This window comes from Paraburkholderia translucens (assembly GCF_020881035.1).
GTDB lineage: Bacteria > Pseudomonadota > Gammaproteobacteria > Burkholderiales > Burkholderiaceae > Paraburkholderia > Paraburkholderia translucens.
In genome coordinates this window covers 81028-95982 of sequence record NZ_JAJITC010000010.1, presented here as the reverse complement: position 1 = coordinate 95982, position 14955 = coordinate 81028, and the positions used below count along the sequence as shown (strand labels likewise).

Sequence of the window (14955 nt, the reverse complement as noted above, 5' to 3'; positions counted from 1 at the left end):
GTCAGTGGTTGCCGGAACGAGTCAGCGTCCCGCGCCGAGATAAGGCTTCAACCAGCCAAGCCCCGCCGAGGTCGCCGCGCGCGGCCGGTATTCACAGCCGATGTAGCCGTCGTAGCCGAGCGCATCGATCAGATCGAACAGATACGGGTAGTTCAGCTCGCCGATGTCGGGCTCGTGCCGCTCTGGCACACCCGCGATCTGGATATGGCCGATGCGGGCCATGTCGCGTTTGAGCTTCATCGCGAGATCGCCCTCGACGATCTGGCAGTGATAGCAATCGAACTGGACCTTCAGATTCGGCGCGCCGACTTCGGCACAGATCGCCTGGGCGTCGTCCTGTCGATTGAGGAAATAGCCGGGCATGTCGCGCGTGTTGATCGGCTCTATCACGACCGTGATCTGTTCGGCTTGTGCGGCCCGCGCGGCATAGGCGAGATTGTTCAGGTACACGTCGCGTTGGATTCGACGCTGCGTCTCACCAGGTTGATCGCCGAGGAGCAAGCCGGCCATCACATGCAGCTTGCGATTACCGAGCACGCGCGCGTATTCGAGCGCCGTGTCGACGCTGCGGCGGAACTCGTCTTCGCGGCCCGGCAACGACGCGAGGCCGCGCTCGCCGCCATGCCAGTCGCCGGGCGGCGCATTGAACAGCGCCTGGGTGAGGCCGTGCGCGTCGAGCCGCGCCTTCAGCTCGCCCGCGCGGAACTCGTAGGGAAACAGGAACTCGACCGCGTTGAAGCCGTCGCGGGCGGCGGCGGCGAAACGGTCGAGGAACGCGTGCTCGTTGTACATCATCGTCAGATTGGCCGCGAAGCGAGGCATAACGACAGCTCCTTCAAGACAGTTCGAAATGGCGCGTGGCGCTACCAGCGCGCGCCGAAAGTGGCGCGGAGTTCCTCGATCGCCGTGGCATCGAGCGGCGCTGGCCGCGGATTCGTCATCAGCCACAGGCGCGCGGTCTCCTCGAGTTCTTCGAGCACATACGACGCCTGCGTGACCGAGCGCTCCCACACCACCGGCCCCAGCCGTTCGAGCAGCACCCCGCGCACGCGGTCGGCCAGCGTGGCGATCTGCGCGGCCACTTGCGGATCGCCTGGGCGCCGGTAACGAATCAGCGGTACATGTCCCACTTTCATCACGTAGTACGGCGTGATCGGCGGCAACACGTCCGCTTCGTTCCACACGCCAGCGAGCGTCAATGCGACCAGATGGGTCGAATGGGTATGGACGATGCCGCGCGCTTCGCCGTTGCGCGCATAGATGCCGCGATGCAGCTCGAGCGTTTTCGACGGCCTGCCACCCGACACCGCGTGGCCGTCCGCGTCTACCTTCGCGATGCCGGCGGGATCGAGGCGGCCGAGGCAAGCGTCGGTCGGCGTGATCAGCCAGCCGTCGTCGAGCCGCGCGCTGATGTTGCCGGCCGTGCCGACCGTATAGCCGCGCTGATACAGACTCGCGCCCACCACGCAGATCTCCTCGCGCACGCGCGCCTCGGCGGATGTGTGCAATGCCGGTGTGCCACTCATTGCGCGGCTCCGCCGAGATGGCGCAGCGCCTTGTCGAAGAAGTCGGTCGCGCCAAAGTTGCCGGACTTCAGCGCGAGCGCGAGCGGTTGCGCATCGGTCGTCGCGGTGGCCGGCACGCCTGGATCGATCTGGGCGCCGATGCGCAGCATGCGCACGCCGAGCGCCTGGACAACCGCGCCCGAGGTCTCGCCGCCCGCGACGACGAACTTGCGCACGCCGCGCTCGCGCAAGCCGCGCGCAATCGAAGCCATCATAGTTTCCACCAGATGCCCGGCCTCGTTGACGCCGAGTTCACGCTGCACGGTCTTCACTTCATCGGGCGTTGCGGTCGCATAGATCAGCGCCGGCTCCGCGTGCACGAACCGCTGCTGCGCGAACTCGAGCGCCTCGCCGACGACGTCCGCGCCGCGCGCCGCCGCGAGCGGGTCGAGGCGAAACGCAGGCCGCGTCGCGCACCAGGCGGCGACCTGCGCGTTGGTCGCTTTCGACGCGCTGCCCGCTAGCACCGCCGACAAACCTTCGACACGCGGCAATTGCGCGGCGTTGGCCGGCTCGCCGAGCAGACCCGCGCGCCGGAAGTTGGCCGGCAGTCCGAGCGCAACGCCCGAGCCGCCGGTGATCAGCGCGAGGTCCGCGCAGGCCGCGCCGAGCGTGTGCAGATCGGCATCGGACACCGCATCGGCAATCGCAATACGCACGCCGTCGGCGCGCAGCGCGTCGAACGCGGCGCGCACGGCCGCGTCGCCTCGTGCGACCGCGTCATAGCGCACGAGCCCGATCTTCGATTGAGTTTGCCGCTGCAACACGCGCACGAGGTTCGCGTCGCGCATCGGCGTGAGCGGATGGTTTTCCATGCCCGACTCGTTGAGCAGCGCATCGCCGACGAACAGATGACCGCGAAAAATCGTCCGGCCATTCTCGGGAAACGCGGGACACGCAATCGTGAACGCGGCGCGCCCGGCGAATTCGCCGGACAGCGTCTTCAGCAACGCGTCGGTCACCGGGCCGATATTGCCCGCATCGGTCGAATCGAACGTCGAGCAGTACTTGAAGAAGAACTGCCGGCATCCTTGCGCGCGCAGCCAGTCGAGCGCGGCGAGCGACTGCGCGACCGCGTCGGCCGCGGGGATCGTGCGCGACTTCAGCGCGACGACGAGCGCGTCGGCGCCGAGCGCTTCGTTCCGCGTTTCGTTCGATGCCGGCACGCCGATCGTCTGCACCGTGCGCATGCCGCCGCGCACGAGCATGTTGGCGAGATCGGTGGCGCCGGTGAAATCGTCGGCAATGCAGCCGAGCAGCGCAGGTTTCGTTTGAGCCGTCATGACCTGCCCCGCGGCTAGTGCTTCGCCGGCAGTTCGATGCCGGGGAAAATCTTCACCACCGCGGAGTCGTCTTCGCCACCGTGGCCCGCCGTCGACGCCATCATGAACATCTGATGGGCCGCCGCCGACAGCGGCAGCGGAAACTTCGTGCGACGCGCGGTATCGAGCACGAGCCCAAGGTCCTTGACGAAGATGTCGACCGCCGACAGCGGCGTGTAGTCGCCAGCGAGAATATGCGGCACGCGGTTCTCGAACATCCACGAATTGCCGGCGCTGTGCGTGATCACGTCGTATAGCGCGTCCGGGTCGACGCCTTCTCGCAAGCCGAGCGCCAGCGCCTCGGCGGCCGCGGCGATATGCACGCCGGCCAGCAGCTGATTGATGATCTTTACTTTCGAGCCCGCGCCATGCGCTGCGCCGAGCCGATAGACCTTGCCGGCGATCGCGGCAAGCACGTCCTCGCACGCGGCGTAAGCGGCCGCGGGTCCGGACGTCATCATCGTCATTTCGCCCGACGCGGCGCGCGCCGCGCCGCCCGACACCGGCGCATCGAGCATCTGCAATCCGGCCGCCTCGACGCGCTTGCCGAGTTCACTCGCGAAGTCCGGCGCGACCGTGGCGCTCGCGATCACGACGCCACCCGCTTTCATCGACGCGAGCGCGCCGTCGTTGCCGCGCTCGCCGAACAGTACGGCTTCGGTTTGCGCGGCATTCACGACCAGCGTGATCACGACTTCGCACTGCGCGCCAAGCTCGGCGGGCGTTGCACAGCCAACGCCGCCTTCATCGACGAACGCCTGCAACACGTCGCGCCGCAAGTCGCACGCGTGGACCTTGAAGCCCGCGCGCAACAGCGAGCGCGCGACGCCGAGCCCCATCGCTCCTAGACCAATGACACCGACATTTTTCGACATGCATGACCTCTATGGATTGGTGCTGCGTTTGTGCCTTTGAGCGCGTCAGACGATGCCCGCCTCGGCAAGCCGCCGCGCCGCGTTACACAGATGCGTCTGCGCGGCGTTGCGCGCCGCCATCGGATCGCCCGAGCGAATCGCCGCGGCGATCGCCGCGTGCTCCTCGCGAACCTGCCGTGAAAAGTCCTCGCGCAGCGCCTCGTTGCGACGCGTGACGACCGTGCCCGCTTCGAGGTATTGATTGAGGAACGTGAGCGTCTTGAGGAAATACGGATTGCCGGTTGCCACCGCGATCGCGCGATGAAACGCGACGTCTTCGGCGACGCCGTCTTCGCCGTCGGCGACCGCGCGCTCGATGCGCGCGAGCGCGGCGTCGATCGCGGCCATGTCGGCATCGCTGCGGCGCATCGCGGCTTCGGACGCGACCTCCGCCTCGATCGCGCGGCGCAGCGCGAGGATCTGCACGACCGAGCCCGGCTCGACCGCTTCCGCGTAGTCGATCCGCAACGGGCGAATCGCGCCGTGCCCCGCGACGAACACGCCACTGCCCTGGCGCGGCTCGACCACGCCCTCGTTCTTCAGCCGCGACAGCGCCTCGCGAATCACCGTGCGGCTCACGCCGAACTGTTGCGCGAGCACGGCTTCGGTCGGCAGCCTCGCGCCGCGCGCGAAGGCACCCTTGTCGATCTGCTTGAGCAGTTGCTGGGCGACGGTGTCGCTCAACGCGCGCGCGGGAATCTTGTCGAACATGGCGTCTCGGTTGGGTCGGGCACCGTGAATGGATCGGGTTGTCGGGTCATCATACAAATCCGGACGATAGACCGCATCCGCGCAAACCCCTGGTTTTTTGAACGGATGGCGTCATTTGGCGAAACGGAAGGCTTAAGCTATCGTCTCGCCTTTGCGGCGCAACGCAAAACGCGGCGCCGCATCGCAACGAACTCGTGTCGCGCGTCCTTCGTGCGCACTCTTCCGAAACCACGATCAAGGTCCATGAGCAAAGCCCTGCCGCCGTCTCCCGTCGCGCCCGTCATCGCCGAACAGGCCCCGGAGAAACCGGGCGACTCGTACGTGCAGTCGTTCGCGCGCGGCCTCGCGGTCATCCGCGCGTTCGACGCAACACGCCCCGAGCAGACGCTCACCGACGTCGCCGCGGCGACCGGCCTGACGCGTGCCGGCGCGCGCCGGATTTTGCTGACACTGCAAACGCTCGGCTACGTGGAGGCCGAAGGGCGCCTCTTCCGTCTGACGCCGAAGATTCTCGATCTCGGCTTCGCGTACCTGACCTCGATGCCGTTCTGGAATCTCGCCGAACCGGTCATGGAGAGTCTGTCGGCGCAAGTGCACGAAAGCTGCTCGGCGGCCGTGCTCGATCGCACCGAGATCGTCTACGTGCTGCGCGTGCCGACCCACAAGATCATGACGATCAATCTGTCGATCGGCAGCCGCCTGCCCGCCTATTGCACGTCGATGGGCCGCGTGCTGCTTGCCTCGCTCGACGACGAGACGCTCGACGCGACGCTGAACTCGTCGCCACTCTATGCGCACACGCCGCGCACCGTCACCGACAAGGACGAGTTGAAAAAGCTGATCGAGCAGGTGCGTCGCCAGGGGTGGGCGATCGTCGATCAGGAGCTCGAAGGCGGTTTGATTTCGCTGTCCGCGCCGATCCGCAATCGCCAGGGGCGCGTAATCGCTGCAATGAACATCAGCGGCAACGCGCAGCGCAATTCGGCGAAGCAGATGGTGAAGGCGTTTCTCGAACCGCTGCAGCAGGCCGCGCAGACGGTCTCGCAGATGGTCGCGCGGCGGGGCTAGCGACACCGCGCTCACTGCGCGAGATAGCGCTCCACGAGGCGCGCCCAGAACGCCGCACCGATCGGCAGGCTGCGGTCGTTGAAGTCGTAGCGCGGGTTGTGCACCATGCAGCCGTCCTCGCCCACGCCATTGCCGATGCGCAGGAACGTGCCCGGACGCTTCTGCAGCATGAACGCGAAGTCCTCGCTGCCCATCAGGATGTCGGCCTGCTCGACTACCTTGTCGTCGCCGACCAGTTCTCGCGCAACCCGCACCGCGAAATCCGTTTCGGCGTCCGTGTTGATGACGACCGGATAGCCATCGATGTACTCGACGTGCGCCTTGCCGCCATAGCTCGCAGCCTGCGCTTCGGCAAGCTCGATGATGCGCTTCCTCAGCAACGCGCGTACTTCGGGGCTGAACGAGCGCACGCTCAGTTCGAGCCGCGCATTGCTCGAGATCACGTTGTTCGCGGTGCCCGCATGCATCGAACCGACCGTCACCACCGCCGGCTGAGACGGATCGACGTTGCGCGCGACGATCGTCTGCAGCGCCATCACGATGCTCGCGGCGATCACGACCGGATCGACGCTCAGGTGCGGACGCGCCGCATGGCCGCCGACCCCTTCGATCGTGATGATCGCCTTGTCGCCCGCCGACATGAACGGCCCCTTGCGGAACAGCAGCACGCCCGGCTCCGCGCCCGGATGGTTGTGCAGGCCGAACACGGCGTCGCACGGGAAGCGCTCGAACAAGCCGTCGTTGATCATCTTCAGCGCGCCGCTGTCGATGCCGCTTTCCTCGGCCGGCTGGAAATAGAGATGCACGGTGCCCGAGAAGTTGCGCGTGGCCGCGAGCCGTTGCGCGGCGCCGAGCAGGATGGTCGTGTGGCCGTCGTGGCCGCACGCGTGCATCTTGCCGTGCGTGCCGCTCGCGTATGGCAGTCCGGTTTGCTCGATGATCGGCAGCGCGTCCATGTCCGCGCGAATGCCGATGCTGCGCTTGCCGTCGCCCACTTTCAGCGAGCCGACCACGCCGGTCTGGCCGACCCCGCGCGTGACCTGCCAGCCCCACTCTTCGAGCTTCCCGGCGACGAGCGCCGCGGTTTGCACTTCCTCGTACGCAAGCTCGGGATGGTGGTGAATCTGATGGCGGATCTCGCGCAGGCTCGCGGCGGCGGGTTCCAGGTCGGATACTTCGGTCAAACGCGAGGTCTCGTTCATAGTTTGTAGTGTTCCAATGAGTAGCCGCGCAAAGGACGCGTGCTTGCGCTACGCGTTCACGTTTTCCGTGAGCACCGTGATCAACGCGTGGCCCGCTTCTTCGAGCGCGCCGGAATTGTCGATCGTCGTGTAGCGTACGCCGGCGGGCAGGGCAAACGGAGCGCGCCGCGCGAGCCGCGCCGCGACCTGCTCCGCCGATTCACGCGCCCGCGCGCCGAGCCGAGCTTCGAGAATGTGCGGCGCGGCGCTCACGTGCACCACTTCCGCGCGCGGATAGCGTGCGAGCGCATGCTGCACGTACTGCCGCGAGCCGTTGACGACCACCGTGCAGCCGCGCGCGAGCCATGCATCGAGCTCGATACCGATGCCATAGCGCAGCGCGTGGCTCGACCATTCGAGCGCGAACAGGCCAAGCACCGAGCGCGCGGCGAATTCCTCGACGCTCAGCGCGACATGCACCTCGCCATTGCCACTCGGCCGCGTGATGTAACGATGCGCGAACACCACCGGCTCGCCCGCGAGCCGCTTGCGCGCGAATTGCAGCAGCGCGTCCTTGCCCGCGCCCGATGGCCCCATCACATAGATCAATCGCCCTGTCATTGGCTGCTCACCTCGTGGTGCTGTCTGTCCTTACGATCGCGGTGCTGCGCGCCGGGGCCGAACGGCAACGGCTGCCACAACGCGAACGCCTCGCCGGGCGCCCGCTCGACGAAAAGCGCGGCCTGATCGACCGCGAGCGGCCCGAGCGCGGGCGTGCGCTCACGCCACCATGCGATTAGCGTCGCGCGCTCGCCGGCATCGGCGAGCGAACTGGACAACGTCATATGAAAACGGAATTCGTCGAACACGTACGGATAGCCCCATTGCAGCAGCAACGCGCGTTGGCGCTCACTGAGCGGCGCGGCGAGCCGGCGCTGGAGATCGGCCGCCGATGCTCGCGCGCGCAGCCCATCGAGCGACTGCAGCGCGCTCGAGGCAAGTTCCCGGATGCGCGCTTCGCCGTGCTCATCGGCGGGGCGTAACGCCACGAAGTCGCCCAGCGTGGCCGCTTCCACCGGCAGCGCGAACGCCCGCTGCGTAAGCGCCCACGCACGCGCGGCTGCGAGCACGTCGTGCTGCGTGACGCCGGCGCCGAGCGTGAACGGCGCGACCAGCGTGCCATGCCAGCCGTAGCGGCGCGGCGCGTCGGTCAATGCCGCGAGCGGGCGCGCGAGACCCGGCGGCTGCGGCTGCGCGCAGCGTTCGCCGCTTTGCGCATCGCGGCCGAGCCATGTCGAGCCGGCCTGCCACCACGCGGATTCACGCGACGGCGCGTAGTAGAGCGCAAAGCGCGCGTCGGCGCCCCATGCGGGGCCGCTCACAGGTCGTGCTCCACGAGCAGTTGCACGCGGTCGGCCGCGAAATGCGTGAAGCCGTACTTGACCGGCGTGCCTCGCAGATCGACGTCGACGTTCTCGACCCACAGCACCGGCTGCTGACGGTTGATGTTCAGCCGCCGCGCGACTTCTGGTTCGGGCAGCACGCTGCCGATGCGGCTCCACTTGCGCAGATAATCGTCCACACCGAATTCGGCGAGCGCCTTCGTCGTGCTGCCGACGCGCTGCAGCACCTCCGGCAGGTCCGGGAAACGCGCGGCCGGATACCAGCTGCGCGCGAACGTGAGCGGCACGCCGTCGGACTCGTTCAGCGATTCGATGCGATAGACCGCCGCACCCGCGCGCAGACCCAACGCCTTCGCGACACTGGGCTCGGCCTTCACGCGCGCGGCCGACAGCATCGTGCCCGCGGGCGAGTGATGCTGCTGCCGCAGGTTCTCGGTGAAGCGCGTCCGGCGGCCGATCGAATAGTCGATCGCGCCGGGCTGCACGAAGGTGCCACGTCCCTGCTCGACGCTGACGAGGCCGAGCGCGGCGAGGCCGAGCATTGCGCGACGCACCGTGTGACGGTTGACGTCGAAGCGTTTCGCCAGCTCTCCCTCGCTCGGCAACCGCCCTTCTTCGCCGAACCCGCTCGCCGCGATCTCGGCGGCGAGAATCTGTTCGATCTGCCTCCAGACGGCCACCCCCGCGCCACGTTCGAGCGTCGTGGCCGGCGCCGCGCTGTCATTCGATGTCATGGTGCTGTCATTCCCTTCGGTTCAAATGATCGCCATGACGTGCATTGTAGTGCGCAAGCGGTGATGGAAATATGAAACGTCGGCCGCGCACGACCATCCAGACTGCTATGCCAATAAACGTCTAGACGTTTAGATGAATAGATGCTTCAATGTCCATTCGCTGGATCGACAGGAAATCCGATGAGCCCGACTTCCGTTCCCTCCTCTTCGGCGCCGCGTCGCGCCTGGATGGCCGTGTTGGCGCGCACGCCGCGCGCCGACCTCGAAGCCGCGCTGCAGCGGGCGCTGCAAGGCCACCCCGCGCCCGCCTACGACTGGCTCCGTCCCCCGGAAATAGGCCTCGCGATGGTGCGCGGGCGTATCGGCGGCAGCGGCGATCCGTTCAATCTCGGCGAAGCGACCGTCACGCGCGCCACGCTGCGTCTGCGAGCCAGCGGGAACGCCGAGGCCACCGTCGGCGTGGCCTGCCACCTGGGACGCGACCGGCGTCGCGCCGAGCTCGCCGCGCTCGCCGATGCGTTGCTGCAAATGCCCGAGCATCATGACCGCTTGCAGCGTCACCTGATCGAGCCGTTCACCGCGCAGCAGCAAGCCCGGCGCGCGCAACGGCAACAGGACACCGCGGCTACGCGTGTCGAATTCTTCACGATGGTGCGGGGCGACTGATGGAACATTCATCGATCGCTTTGTCCACGCTGACGCCGGGATTCGCGGACCCCGTCCACGATACCCAGGCTGTGTTCCGCACACTGCTCGACGCGTTGTCGCGGCCCGGCACGATCCGCGTGATCGGCGACATGCTGCCCGAGTTGCGCAATACGCCGGTTGAACCCGCTGCGTTCGCCACGCTGCTCACGCTCTGCGACTATGCAACACCGGTCTGGCTTGCGCAGTCCGATACCGCGCTCGCGTCGGCGTTGCGTTTTCATACCGGCGCGCCGCTCGTCGATGCGCCTGGCGAGGCCGGGTTCGCGTATCTGCACGATGCCAACGCACTGCCGCCGCTCGAAAGCTTCGCGTCCGGCAGCGCCGAGTCGCCCGAACAATCGGCGACGCTACTGATCCGCGTCGACGCGCTGACGGGCGGCGCACCGGTCACACTGAGCGGCCCAGGCATTCTGGATACCGAAGCAATTTCCCCAGTCGGTCTGCCCGCGCGGTTTTGGCGCGAACGCTCGATGCTGGCACCGCTGTTTCCTTGCGGCATCGACTGTTATCTGGTCTGCGGCCACCGCGTGATCGGCCTGCCGCGCACAACTGAAGCGAAGGTGAACTGATGTACGTTGCCGTCAAAGGTGGAGAACGCGCGATCGAAGCGTCGTGGCGTCTGCTCGACAAAGCGCGCCGCGGCGACACGCGGCTCGCCGAACTGAGCGTCGCGCAGATTCGCGAGCAGTTGCGGCTCGCGGTCGCGCGCGTGATGACCGAAGGCTCGGTCTACGACGAAGAACTCGCCGCGCTCGCCATCAAGCAGGCGGCGGGCGATCTGGTCGAAGCGATTTTCCTGCTGCGCGCATATCGCACCACATTGCCGCGCTTCGGCTATACGCGCGCGATCGATACCGAAACCATGCAGGTCGAGCGTCGCATCTCGGCGACCTTCAAGGACTTGCCGGGCGGCCAACTGCTCGGCGCGACCTATGACTACACGCAGCGCCTGCTCGATTTCGCCTTGCTCGCGGAGGGTGAGGACGTGCAGCAAGACCTCGCGCACGGCGGCGAGCCGGTTTCGCGAGAACCGCCCGCGCCGGAACCGATGCCGCGCGTCGTGTCGCTGCTCGACAAGGAAGGCCTGATCGAACAGGAGCGCCCGACACCCGGCGGCGCGCAGCCCGGCGATCTGTCGCGCGAACCGCTCGCGTTTCCGGCCAGCCGCGCGATACGCCTGCAGAATCTCGCGCGTGGCGACGAGGGCTTTCTGCTCGCAATGGGGTACGCGACGCAACGAGGCTACGCGCACTCGCATCCGTTCGCGGGCGAGATCCGCTTCGGCACGATCGCGGTCGAGATGGACCTCGATGAACTTGGCGAAGCGGTCGACATCGGCGATATCGACATCACCGAATGCCAGATGATCAACCAGTTCGCGGGCAGCGGCGCGGCGCCGCCCGCTTTCACGCAAGGCTACGGTCTCGCGTTCGGCCACTCGGAGCGCAAGGCGATGGCGATGGCGCTCGTCGATCGCGCGTTGCGAGCCGAAGAACTCGGCGAGACGCTCTCGTCACCGACACAGGACATCGAATTCATGCTCTCGCACAGCGATAACGTCGAGGCGTCGGGCTTCGTGCAACACCTGAAGCTGCCGCATTACGTCGACTTCCAGGCGGAGCTGGAACTGGTGCGGCGCTTGCGCTCGCGGCCTCGAAGCAACGATGAAGCAGGCGACGCCACCGGCAAGGAGCAGGCAGCATGAACGCGCCCGACACCCCCGCTGCAAACACGCCGTACGACAGCGCCGCACACGGCTACAACTTCGCGTATCTCGACGAGCAAACCAAGCGCATGCTGCGCCGCGCGCTGCTGAAGGCAGTCGCCGTGCCGGGCTACCAGGTGCCGTTCGCATCGCGCGAAATGCCGTTGCCATACGGCTGGGGCACCGGCGGCATTCAGGTGACGGCCGCCATCATCGGCCGCAACGACACGCTGAAGGTCATCGACCAGGGCTCCGACGAAACCACCAACGCGGTCAATATCCGCCGCTTCTTCGCGCGCACCACGGGTGTGGCGACCACGCGGCGCACGAGCGAGGCGACGATCATCCAGACGCGCCACCGGATTCCCGAAACGCCGCTGAACGAGCGGCAGATTCTCGTCTTTCAGGTGCCGATGCCCGAGCCTCTGTACCGGCTCGAACCGCGCGTCGCCGAATGCAGGAAACTGCATGCGCTCGCTGATTACGGACTGATCAGCGTGAAGCTCTACGAGGACATCGTGCATCACGGCAGCATCGCGACCACGTACGACTACCCGGTGATCGTCAATCACCGCTATCTGGCGTCGCCTTCGCCGATCCCGAAGTTCGACAATCCGAAGATGCATATGAACGCCGCGCTGCAACTGTTCGGCGCAGGCCGCGAGCGGCGCATTCACGCGATTCCGCCTTATACGGCGGTGCGCAGCCTCGACTTCGACGATCATCCGTTCGAAGTGCAGAAGTGGCAGCACGCGTGCGCACTGTGCGGATCGGCGGAAAGCTTCCTCGACGAGATGATCGTCGACGACGCGGGCACGCGCATGTTCGTGTGCTCCGATAGCGACTACTGCCACGAGCGGCGCGGCGATGGCGCTACCGGACCGCAAGCACCGCTGCCGCGCGCCGCGCGCGTAGGAGAATCCGCATGACGCCGCTTCTGAGCGCACGCGCGCTCACCAAACAGTATGGCGGCCGCAATGGTTGCCGCAACGTGAGCTTCGACCTGTATCCGGGCGAGGTGCTGAGCATCGTCGGCGAATCGGGCTCGGGCAAGACCACGCTGCTCAACACGCTGGCGCTGAGGACCGAGGCCGACAGCGGCTCGCTGCACTACACCGCGTCGCATGGCGACCCGCTCGATCTGCGAGCGCTGTCCGAGCCGCGCCGCCGCCTGCTGATGCGCACCGAGTGGGGCTTCGTGCAGCAGAATCCGCGCGACGGCCTGCGCAGCGGCGTATCGGCCGGCGCCAACATCGGCGAGCCGTTGATGGCGGTCGGCGCGCGCCACTACGGCGAGATTCGCCGCACGGCCACGCAATGGATGGAGCGCGTCGAGCTCGAACCCGCCCGCATCGACGAATTCCCCGCCGCGTTTTCGGGCGGCATGCAGCAGCGTCTGCAGATCGCGCGCAATCTCGTCACCGGTCCGCGTCTCGTGTTCATGGACGAACCGACCGCCGGTCTCGACGTCTCCGTGCAGGCGCGTCTGCTCGATCTGCTGCGCACGCTGAGCTCGACGCTGCATCTGTCGGTGCTGATCGTCACGCACGATATCGGGGTTGCGCGTCTGCTCGCGCATCGGCTGATGGTGATGCAGGCGGGCGAAGTCGTCGAGGCCGGCCTGACCGATCAGGTGCTGGACGATCCGCAGCACCCTTATACGCAAACGCTGGTTTCCTCGGTTCTGCCGGTTTGAGGCCCACAATGCGATCCACTGACGTAGCAATTGATAGAGGCGCCGAGCGAGCGTTCTCCGACAACGCGGCGTTGATGCTGCGCGCCGCCGGCATTGGCAAGAGCTTCACGCTGCACGGCCAGGGCGGTGTGCGGATCGACGCGCTCGCCGACGTGTCGCTCGATGTCCAGCGCGGCGAATGCGTGGTGCTGGTCGGGCCATCCGGCGCGGGCAAGAGTACGCTGCTGCGCTGTCTGTACGGCAACTATCTGGCGAGCACCGGCTCGATCGCGATTCGCGACACGAGCGATCAGGGCCAGCCCGTCACGATCACCGGAGCCGAACCGCGCGACGTGCTGCGTCTGCGCCGCGGCGTGGTCGGCTACGTCAGCCAGTTTTTGCGCGTGATTCCGCGCGTACCGACGCTTGCGCTCGTCGCCGAGCCGCTGGTGTTGCGCGGCGTCGCCGAACACGAAGCCAATGCGCGCGCCGCTGCATTGCTCGCGCGGCTGAACGTGCCGGAGCGTCTGTGGCCGCTCGCGCCCGCGACGTTTTCGGGCGGCGAGCAGCAGCGCGTGAACATCGCGCGCGGCTTGATCGCCGGGCATGCGCTGTTGCTGCTCGACGAACCGACCGCGTCGCTCGATGCGGAAAACCGCGACGTGGTGGCCGATCTGATCGTCGAGGCGCGCGAACGCGGCGCCGCGATCGTTGGTATCTTTCACGACGAAGAAACGCGCAACAAGGTCGCGACGCGCCGCCTGGAACTGCGGCCGCCGCTGCGGCACTAAACTCGAACGGATACCGACTGACTACGGAGCAAGTTGATGTTGATCAGCAACGCTCGCATCGTGACGTGAGACGAAGTATTCATTGGCGCCGTGCGCGTCGAAAACGGCGTGATCCGCGACGTCGATCGCGGCGCGAGTTCGACACGCGGCACCGAAGACTGGGACGGCGACTATCTGCTGCCCGGTCTGATCGAACTGCACACGGACAACCTCGAAAAGCACCTCGTGCCGCGTCCCGGCGTCGAATGGAATACCGACGCGGCCTTCGTGATCCACGACGCACAGGTCGCCGCCGCCGGCATCACGACGGTGTTCGACGCGCTCGCGATCGGCTCGCGCTCGAACGTGGGTCTGCGTAACCGCGACGTGCAAACGCGCTGCGCCGACTCGCTGCTGCGGCTGTCCGCGCGTCAGCTGCTGCGCGCCGAGCACTTTCTGCATCTGCGCTGCGAGATCGCGACCGCCGACGTGCTCGAAGTATTCGATTCGCTGTGCGCGCATCCGCTGCTGCGACTCGCATCGGTGATGGACCATACGCCGGGTCAGCGCCAATGGCATGACCGCGAACAATGGCGCCGCTACCAGGAGCGCAACGGCAAGATGAGCGACGAACGCGTCGCGACTGCACTCGCCGAGCTTGCGGTCGAACAGGAGCGTTACGCGGATGCGCACCGCCGCGAGATCGTCGAGCGTTGCGGGCGCCTCGGCATTCCACTCGCGAGCCACGACGACACACTGATCGAGCACGTCGAACAGGCGAAGGCCGAGGGCATCGTGCTCGCCGAATTCCCGACCACGCACGTCGCCGCGCAGGCCGCGCGCGAGCACGGCATCGCGACGATCATGGGCGCGCCGAATATCGTGCGCGGCGGCTCGCATTCGGGCAACGTGTCGGCGCTCGAACTCGCGCGCGCGGATCTGCTCGACATCCTGTCGTCGGATTACGTGCCGTCGAGCTTGCTCGCCGCAGTGTTCGATCTCGTCGAAAAAGCGGGCTGGCCGCTGCCGCGCGCCATGGCGACGGTCTCGGCCGAACCGGCGCGCACCGTGGGCCTCGCGGACCGCGGTGCGATCGAGCCAGGCTTGCGCGCGGACCTCGTGCGCGTGACGATGCTCGACAAGCTGCCAGTGCCGCGCGCGACTTATCGAGCGGGGGTGCGGATTGTTTGAGTGGGCGC

At 67.0% G+C, this 14955-nt stretch carries 17 protein-coding genes; 8 read left to right on the top strand and 9 right to left on the bottom strand.

Annotation, left to right across the window (positions count from 1 at the left end; all coding sequences use genetic code 11):
• Positions 1-21: 21 nt before the first annotated feature.
• Genes otnI through LJ655_RS19445 form a run of 5 tightly spaced genes read right to left on the bottom strand, consistent with a single transcriptional unit; the run spans position 22 to position 4512 of the window.
• Positions 22-822: a 2-oxo-tetronate isomerase gene (gene otnI / locus LJ655_RS19465; protein ID WP_230562854.1), complete on the bottom strand. Its 801-nt coding sequence runs from the start codon at positions 820-822 to the stop codon at positions 22-24.
• A 41-nt stretch (positions 823-863) separates the two neighbouring features.
• Complete coding sequence (gene otnC, locus LJ655_RS19460) at positions 864-1526, bottom strand: 3-oxo-tetronate 4-phosphate decarboxylase (protein ID WP_230562853.1); 663 nt, start codon at positions 1524-1526, stop codon at positions 864-866.
• Positions 1523-2848, bottom strand: a complete 1326-nt coding sequence (gene otnK, locus LJ655_RS19455; protein ID WP_230562852.1) for a 3-oxo-tetronate kinase — start codon at positions 2846-2848, stop codon at positions 1523-1525. The genes otnC and otnK overlap by 4 nt, the downstream gene beginning before the upstream one ends.
• A gap of 14 nt (positions 2849-2862) precedes the next feature.
• Positions 2863-3762: an L-threonate dehydrogenase gene (gene ltnD, locus LJ655_RS19450; protein ID WP_230562851.1), complete on the bottom strand. Its 900-nt coding sequence runs from the start codon at positions 3760-3762 to the stop codon at positions 2863-2865.
• 45 nt (positions 3763-3807) lie between these two features.
• A complete protein-coding gene (locus LJ655_RS19445) occupies positions 3808-4512 on the bottom strand; it encodes a FadR/GntR family transcriptional regulator (protein WP_230562850.1) in 705 nt (234 codons plus the stop codon).
• 243 nt (positions 4513-4755) lie between these two features.
• On the opposite strand from LJ655_RS19445, the gene LJ655_RS19440 reads away from it, so the two are divergent.
• A complete protein-coding gene (locus LJ655_RS19440; protein ID WP_230562849.1) occupies positions 4756-5580 on the top strand; it encodes an IclR family transcriptional regulator in 825 nt (274 codons plus the stop codon).
• Between the two features lie 11 nt (positions 5581-5591).
• Here LJ655_RS19440 and LJ655_RS19435 read toward each other — a convergent pair whose 3' ends face one another.
• Genes LJ655_RS19435 through phnF form a run of 4 tightly spaced genes read right to left on the bottom strand, consistent with a single transcriptional unit; the run spans position 5592 to position 8898 of the window.
• Positions 5592-6782 carry a M20 aminoacylase family protein gene (locus LJ655_RS19435; RefSeq protein WP_230562848.1) on the bottom strand — a complete coding sequence of 397 codons (1191 nt, stop codon included), beginning with the start codon at positions 6780-6782 and terminating at the stop codon, positions 5592-5594.
• A 48-nt stretch (positions 6783-6830) separates the two neighbouring features.
• Complete coding sequence (gene phnN, locus LJ655_RS19430; protein ID WP_230562847.1) at positions 6831-7382, bottom strand: phosphonate metabolism protein/1,5-bisphosphokinase (PRPP-forming) PhnN; 552 nt, start codon at positions 7380-7382, stop codon at positions 6831-6833.
• Entirely contained in the window at positions 7379-8143 is a 765-nt protein-coding gene (locus LJ655_RS19425; RefSeq protein ID WP_230562846.1) for a DUF1045 domain-containing protein, read from the bottom strand. The genes phnN and LJ655_RS19425 overlap by 4 nt, the downstream gene beginning before the upstream one ends.
• Positions 8140-8898 (bottom strand): phosphonate metabolism transcriptional regulator PhnF, encoded by a 759-nt coding sequence (gene phnF / locus LJ655_RS19420; protein WP_230562845.1) that lies wholly within the window; start codon positions 8896-8898, stop codon positions 8140-8142. Before phnF ends, LJ655_RS19425 begins: the two co-directional genes overlap by 4 nt.
• A 180-nt stretch (positions 8899-9078) precedes the next feature.
• On the opposite strand from phnF, the gene phnG reads away from it, so the two are divergent.
• The 7 genes from phnG to LJ655_RS19385 all read left to right on the top strand — a co-directional run bounded on the left by phnG (position 9079) and on the right by LJ655_RS19385 (position 14947).
• On the top strand, positions 9079-9564 hold the full coding sequence (gene phnG / locus LJ655_RS19415; protein WP_230562844.1) for a phosphonate C-P lyase system protein PhnG: 486 nt from the start codon (positions 9079-9081) through the stop codon (positions 9562-9564).
• Positions 9564-10175: a phosphonate C-P lyase system protein PhnH gene (gene phnH, locus LJ655_RS19410; RefSeq protein WP_230562843.1), complete on the top strand. Its 612-nt coding sequence runs from the start codon at positions 9564-9566 to the stop codon at positions 10173-10175. Before phnG ends, phnH begins: the two co-directional genes overlap by 1 nt.
• Complete coding sequence (locus LJ655_RS19405; protein WP_230562842.1) at positions 10175-11311, top strand: carbon-phosphorus lyase complex subunit; 1137 nt, start codon at positions 10175-10177, stop codon at positions 11309-11311. The genes phnH and LJ655_RS19405 overlap by 1 nt, the downstream gene beginning before the upstream one ends.
• Entirely contained in the window at positions 11308-12240 is a 933-nt protein-coding gene (locus LJ655_RS19400; protein WP_230562841.1) for an alpha-D-ribose 1-methylphosphonate 5-phosphate C-P-lyase PhnJ, read from the top strand. Before LJ655_RS19405 ends, LJ655_RS19400 begins: the two co-directional genes overlap by 4 nt.
• Complete coding sequence (phnK, locus tag LJ655_RS19395) at positions 12237-13007, top strand: phosphonate C-P lyase system protein PhnK (protein ID WP_230562840.1); 771 nt, start codon at positions 12237-12239, stop codon at positions 13005-13007. Before LJ655_RS19400 ends, phnK begins: the two co-directional genes overlap by 4 nt.
• A gap of 8 nt (positions 13008-13015) precedes the next feature.
• A complete protein-coding gene (gene phnL, locus LJ655_RS19390; protein WP_230562839.1) occupies positions 13016-13777 on the top strand; it encodes a phosphonate C-P lyase system protein PhnL in 762 nt (253 codons plus the stop codon).
• 81 nt (positions 13778-13858) lie between these two features.
• Complete coding sequence (locus LJ655_RS19385; protein WP_230562952.1) at positions 13859-14947, top strand: alpha-D-ribose 1-methylphosphonate 5-triphosphate diphosphatase; 1089 nt, start codon at positions 13859-13861, stop codon at positions 14945-14947.
• Positions 14948-14955: the final 8 nt, after the last annotated feature.

Coding starts and splice junctions, on each gene's coding strand:
- otnK (WP_230562852.1), bottom strand. CDS start 2,848: ATGACGGCTCAAACGAAACCTGCGCTGCTCGGCTGCATTGCCGACGAT.
- LJ655_RS19440 (WP_230562849.1), top strand. CDS start 4,756: ATGAGCAAAGCCCTGCCGCCGTCTCCCGTCGCGCCCGTCATCGCCGAA.
- phnG (WP_230562844.1), top strand. CDS start 9,079: ATGAGCCCGACTTCCGTTCCCTCCTCTTCGGCGCCGCGTCGCGCCTGG.
- phnL (WP_230562839.1), top strand. CDS start 13,016: ATGCGATCCACTGACGTAGCAATTGATAGAGGCGCCGAGCGAGCGTTC.
- phnH (WP_230562843.1), top strand. CDS start 9,564: ATGGAACATTCATCGATCGCTTTGTCCACGCTGACGCCGGGATTCGCG.
- LJ655_RS19435 (WP_230562848.1), bottom strand. CDS start 6,782: ATGAACGAGACCTCGCGTTTGACCGAAGTATCCGACCTGGAACCCGCC.
- otnI (WP_230562854.1), bottom strand. CDS start 822: ATGCCTCGCTTCGCGGCCAATCTGACGATGATGTACAACGAGCACGCG.
- LJ655_RS19400 (WP_230562841.1), top strand. CDS start 11,308: ATGAACGCGCCCGACACCCCCGCTGCAAACACGCCGTACGACAGCGCC.
- LJ655_RS19405 (WP_230562842.1), top strand. CDS start 10,175: ATGTACGTTGCCGTCAAAGGTGGAGAACGCGCGATCGAAGCGTCGTGG.
- phnK (WP_230562840.1), top strand. CDS start 12,237: ATGACGCCGCTTCTGAGCGCACGCGCGCTCACCAAACAGTATGGCGGC.
- LJ655_RS19445 (WP_230562850.1), bottom strand. CDS start 4,512: ATGTTCGACAAGATTCCCGCGCGCGCGTTGAGCGACACCGTCGCCCAG.
- phnF (WP_230562845.1), bottom strand. CDS start 8,898: ATGACATCGAATGACAGCGCGGCGCCGGCCACGACGCTCGAACGTGGC.
- otnC (WP_230562853.1), bottom strand. CDS start 1,526: ATGAGTGGCACACCGGCATTGCACACATCCGCCGAGGCGCGCGTGCGC.
- phnN (WP_230562847.1), bottom strand. CDS start 7,382: ATGACAGGGCGATTGATCTATGTGATGGGGCCATCGGGCGCGGGCAAG.
- ltnD (WP_230562851.1), bottom strand. CDS start 3,762: ATGTCGAAAAATGTCGGTGTCATTGGTCTAGGAGCGATGGGGCTCGGC.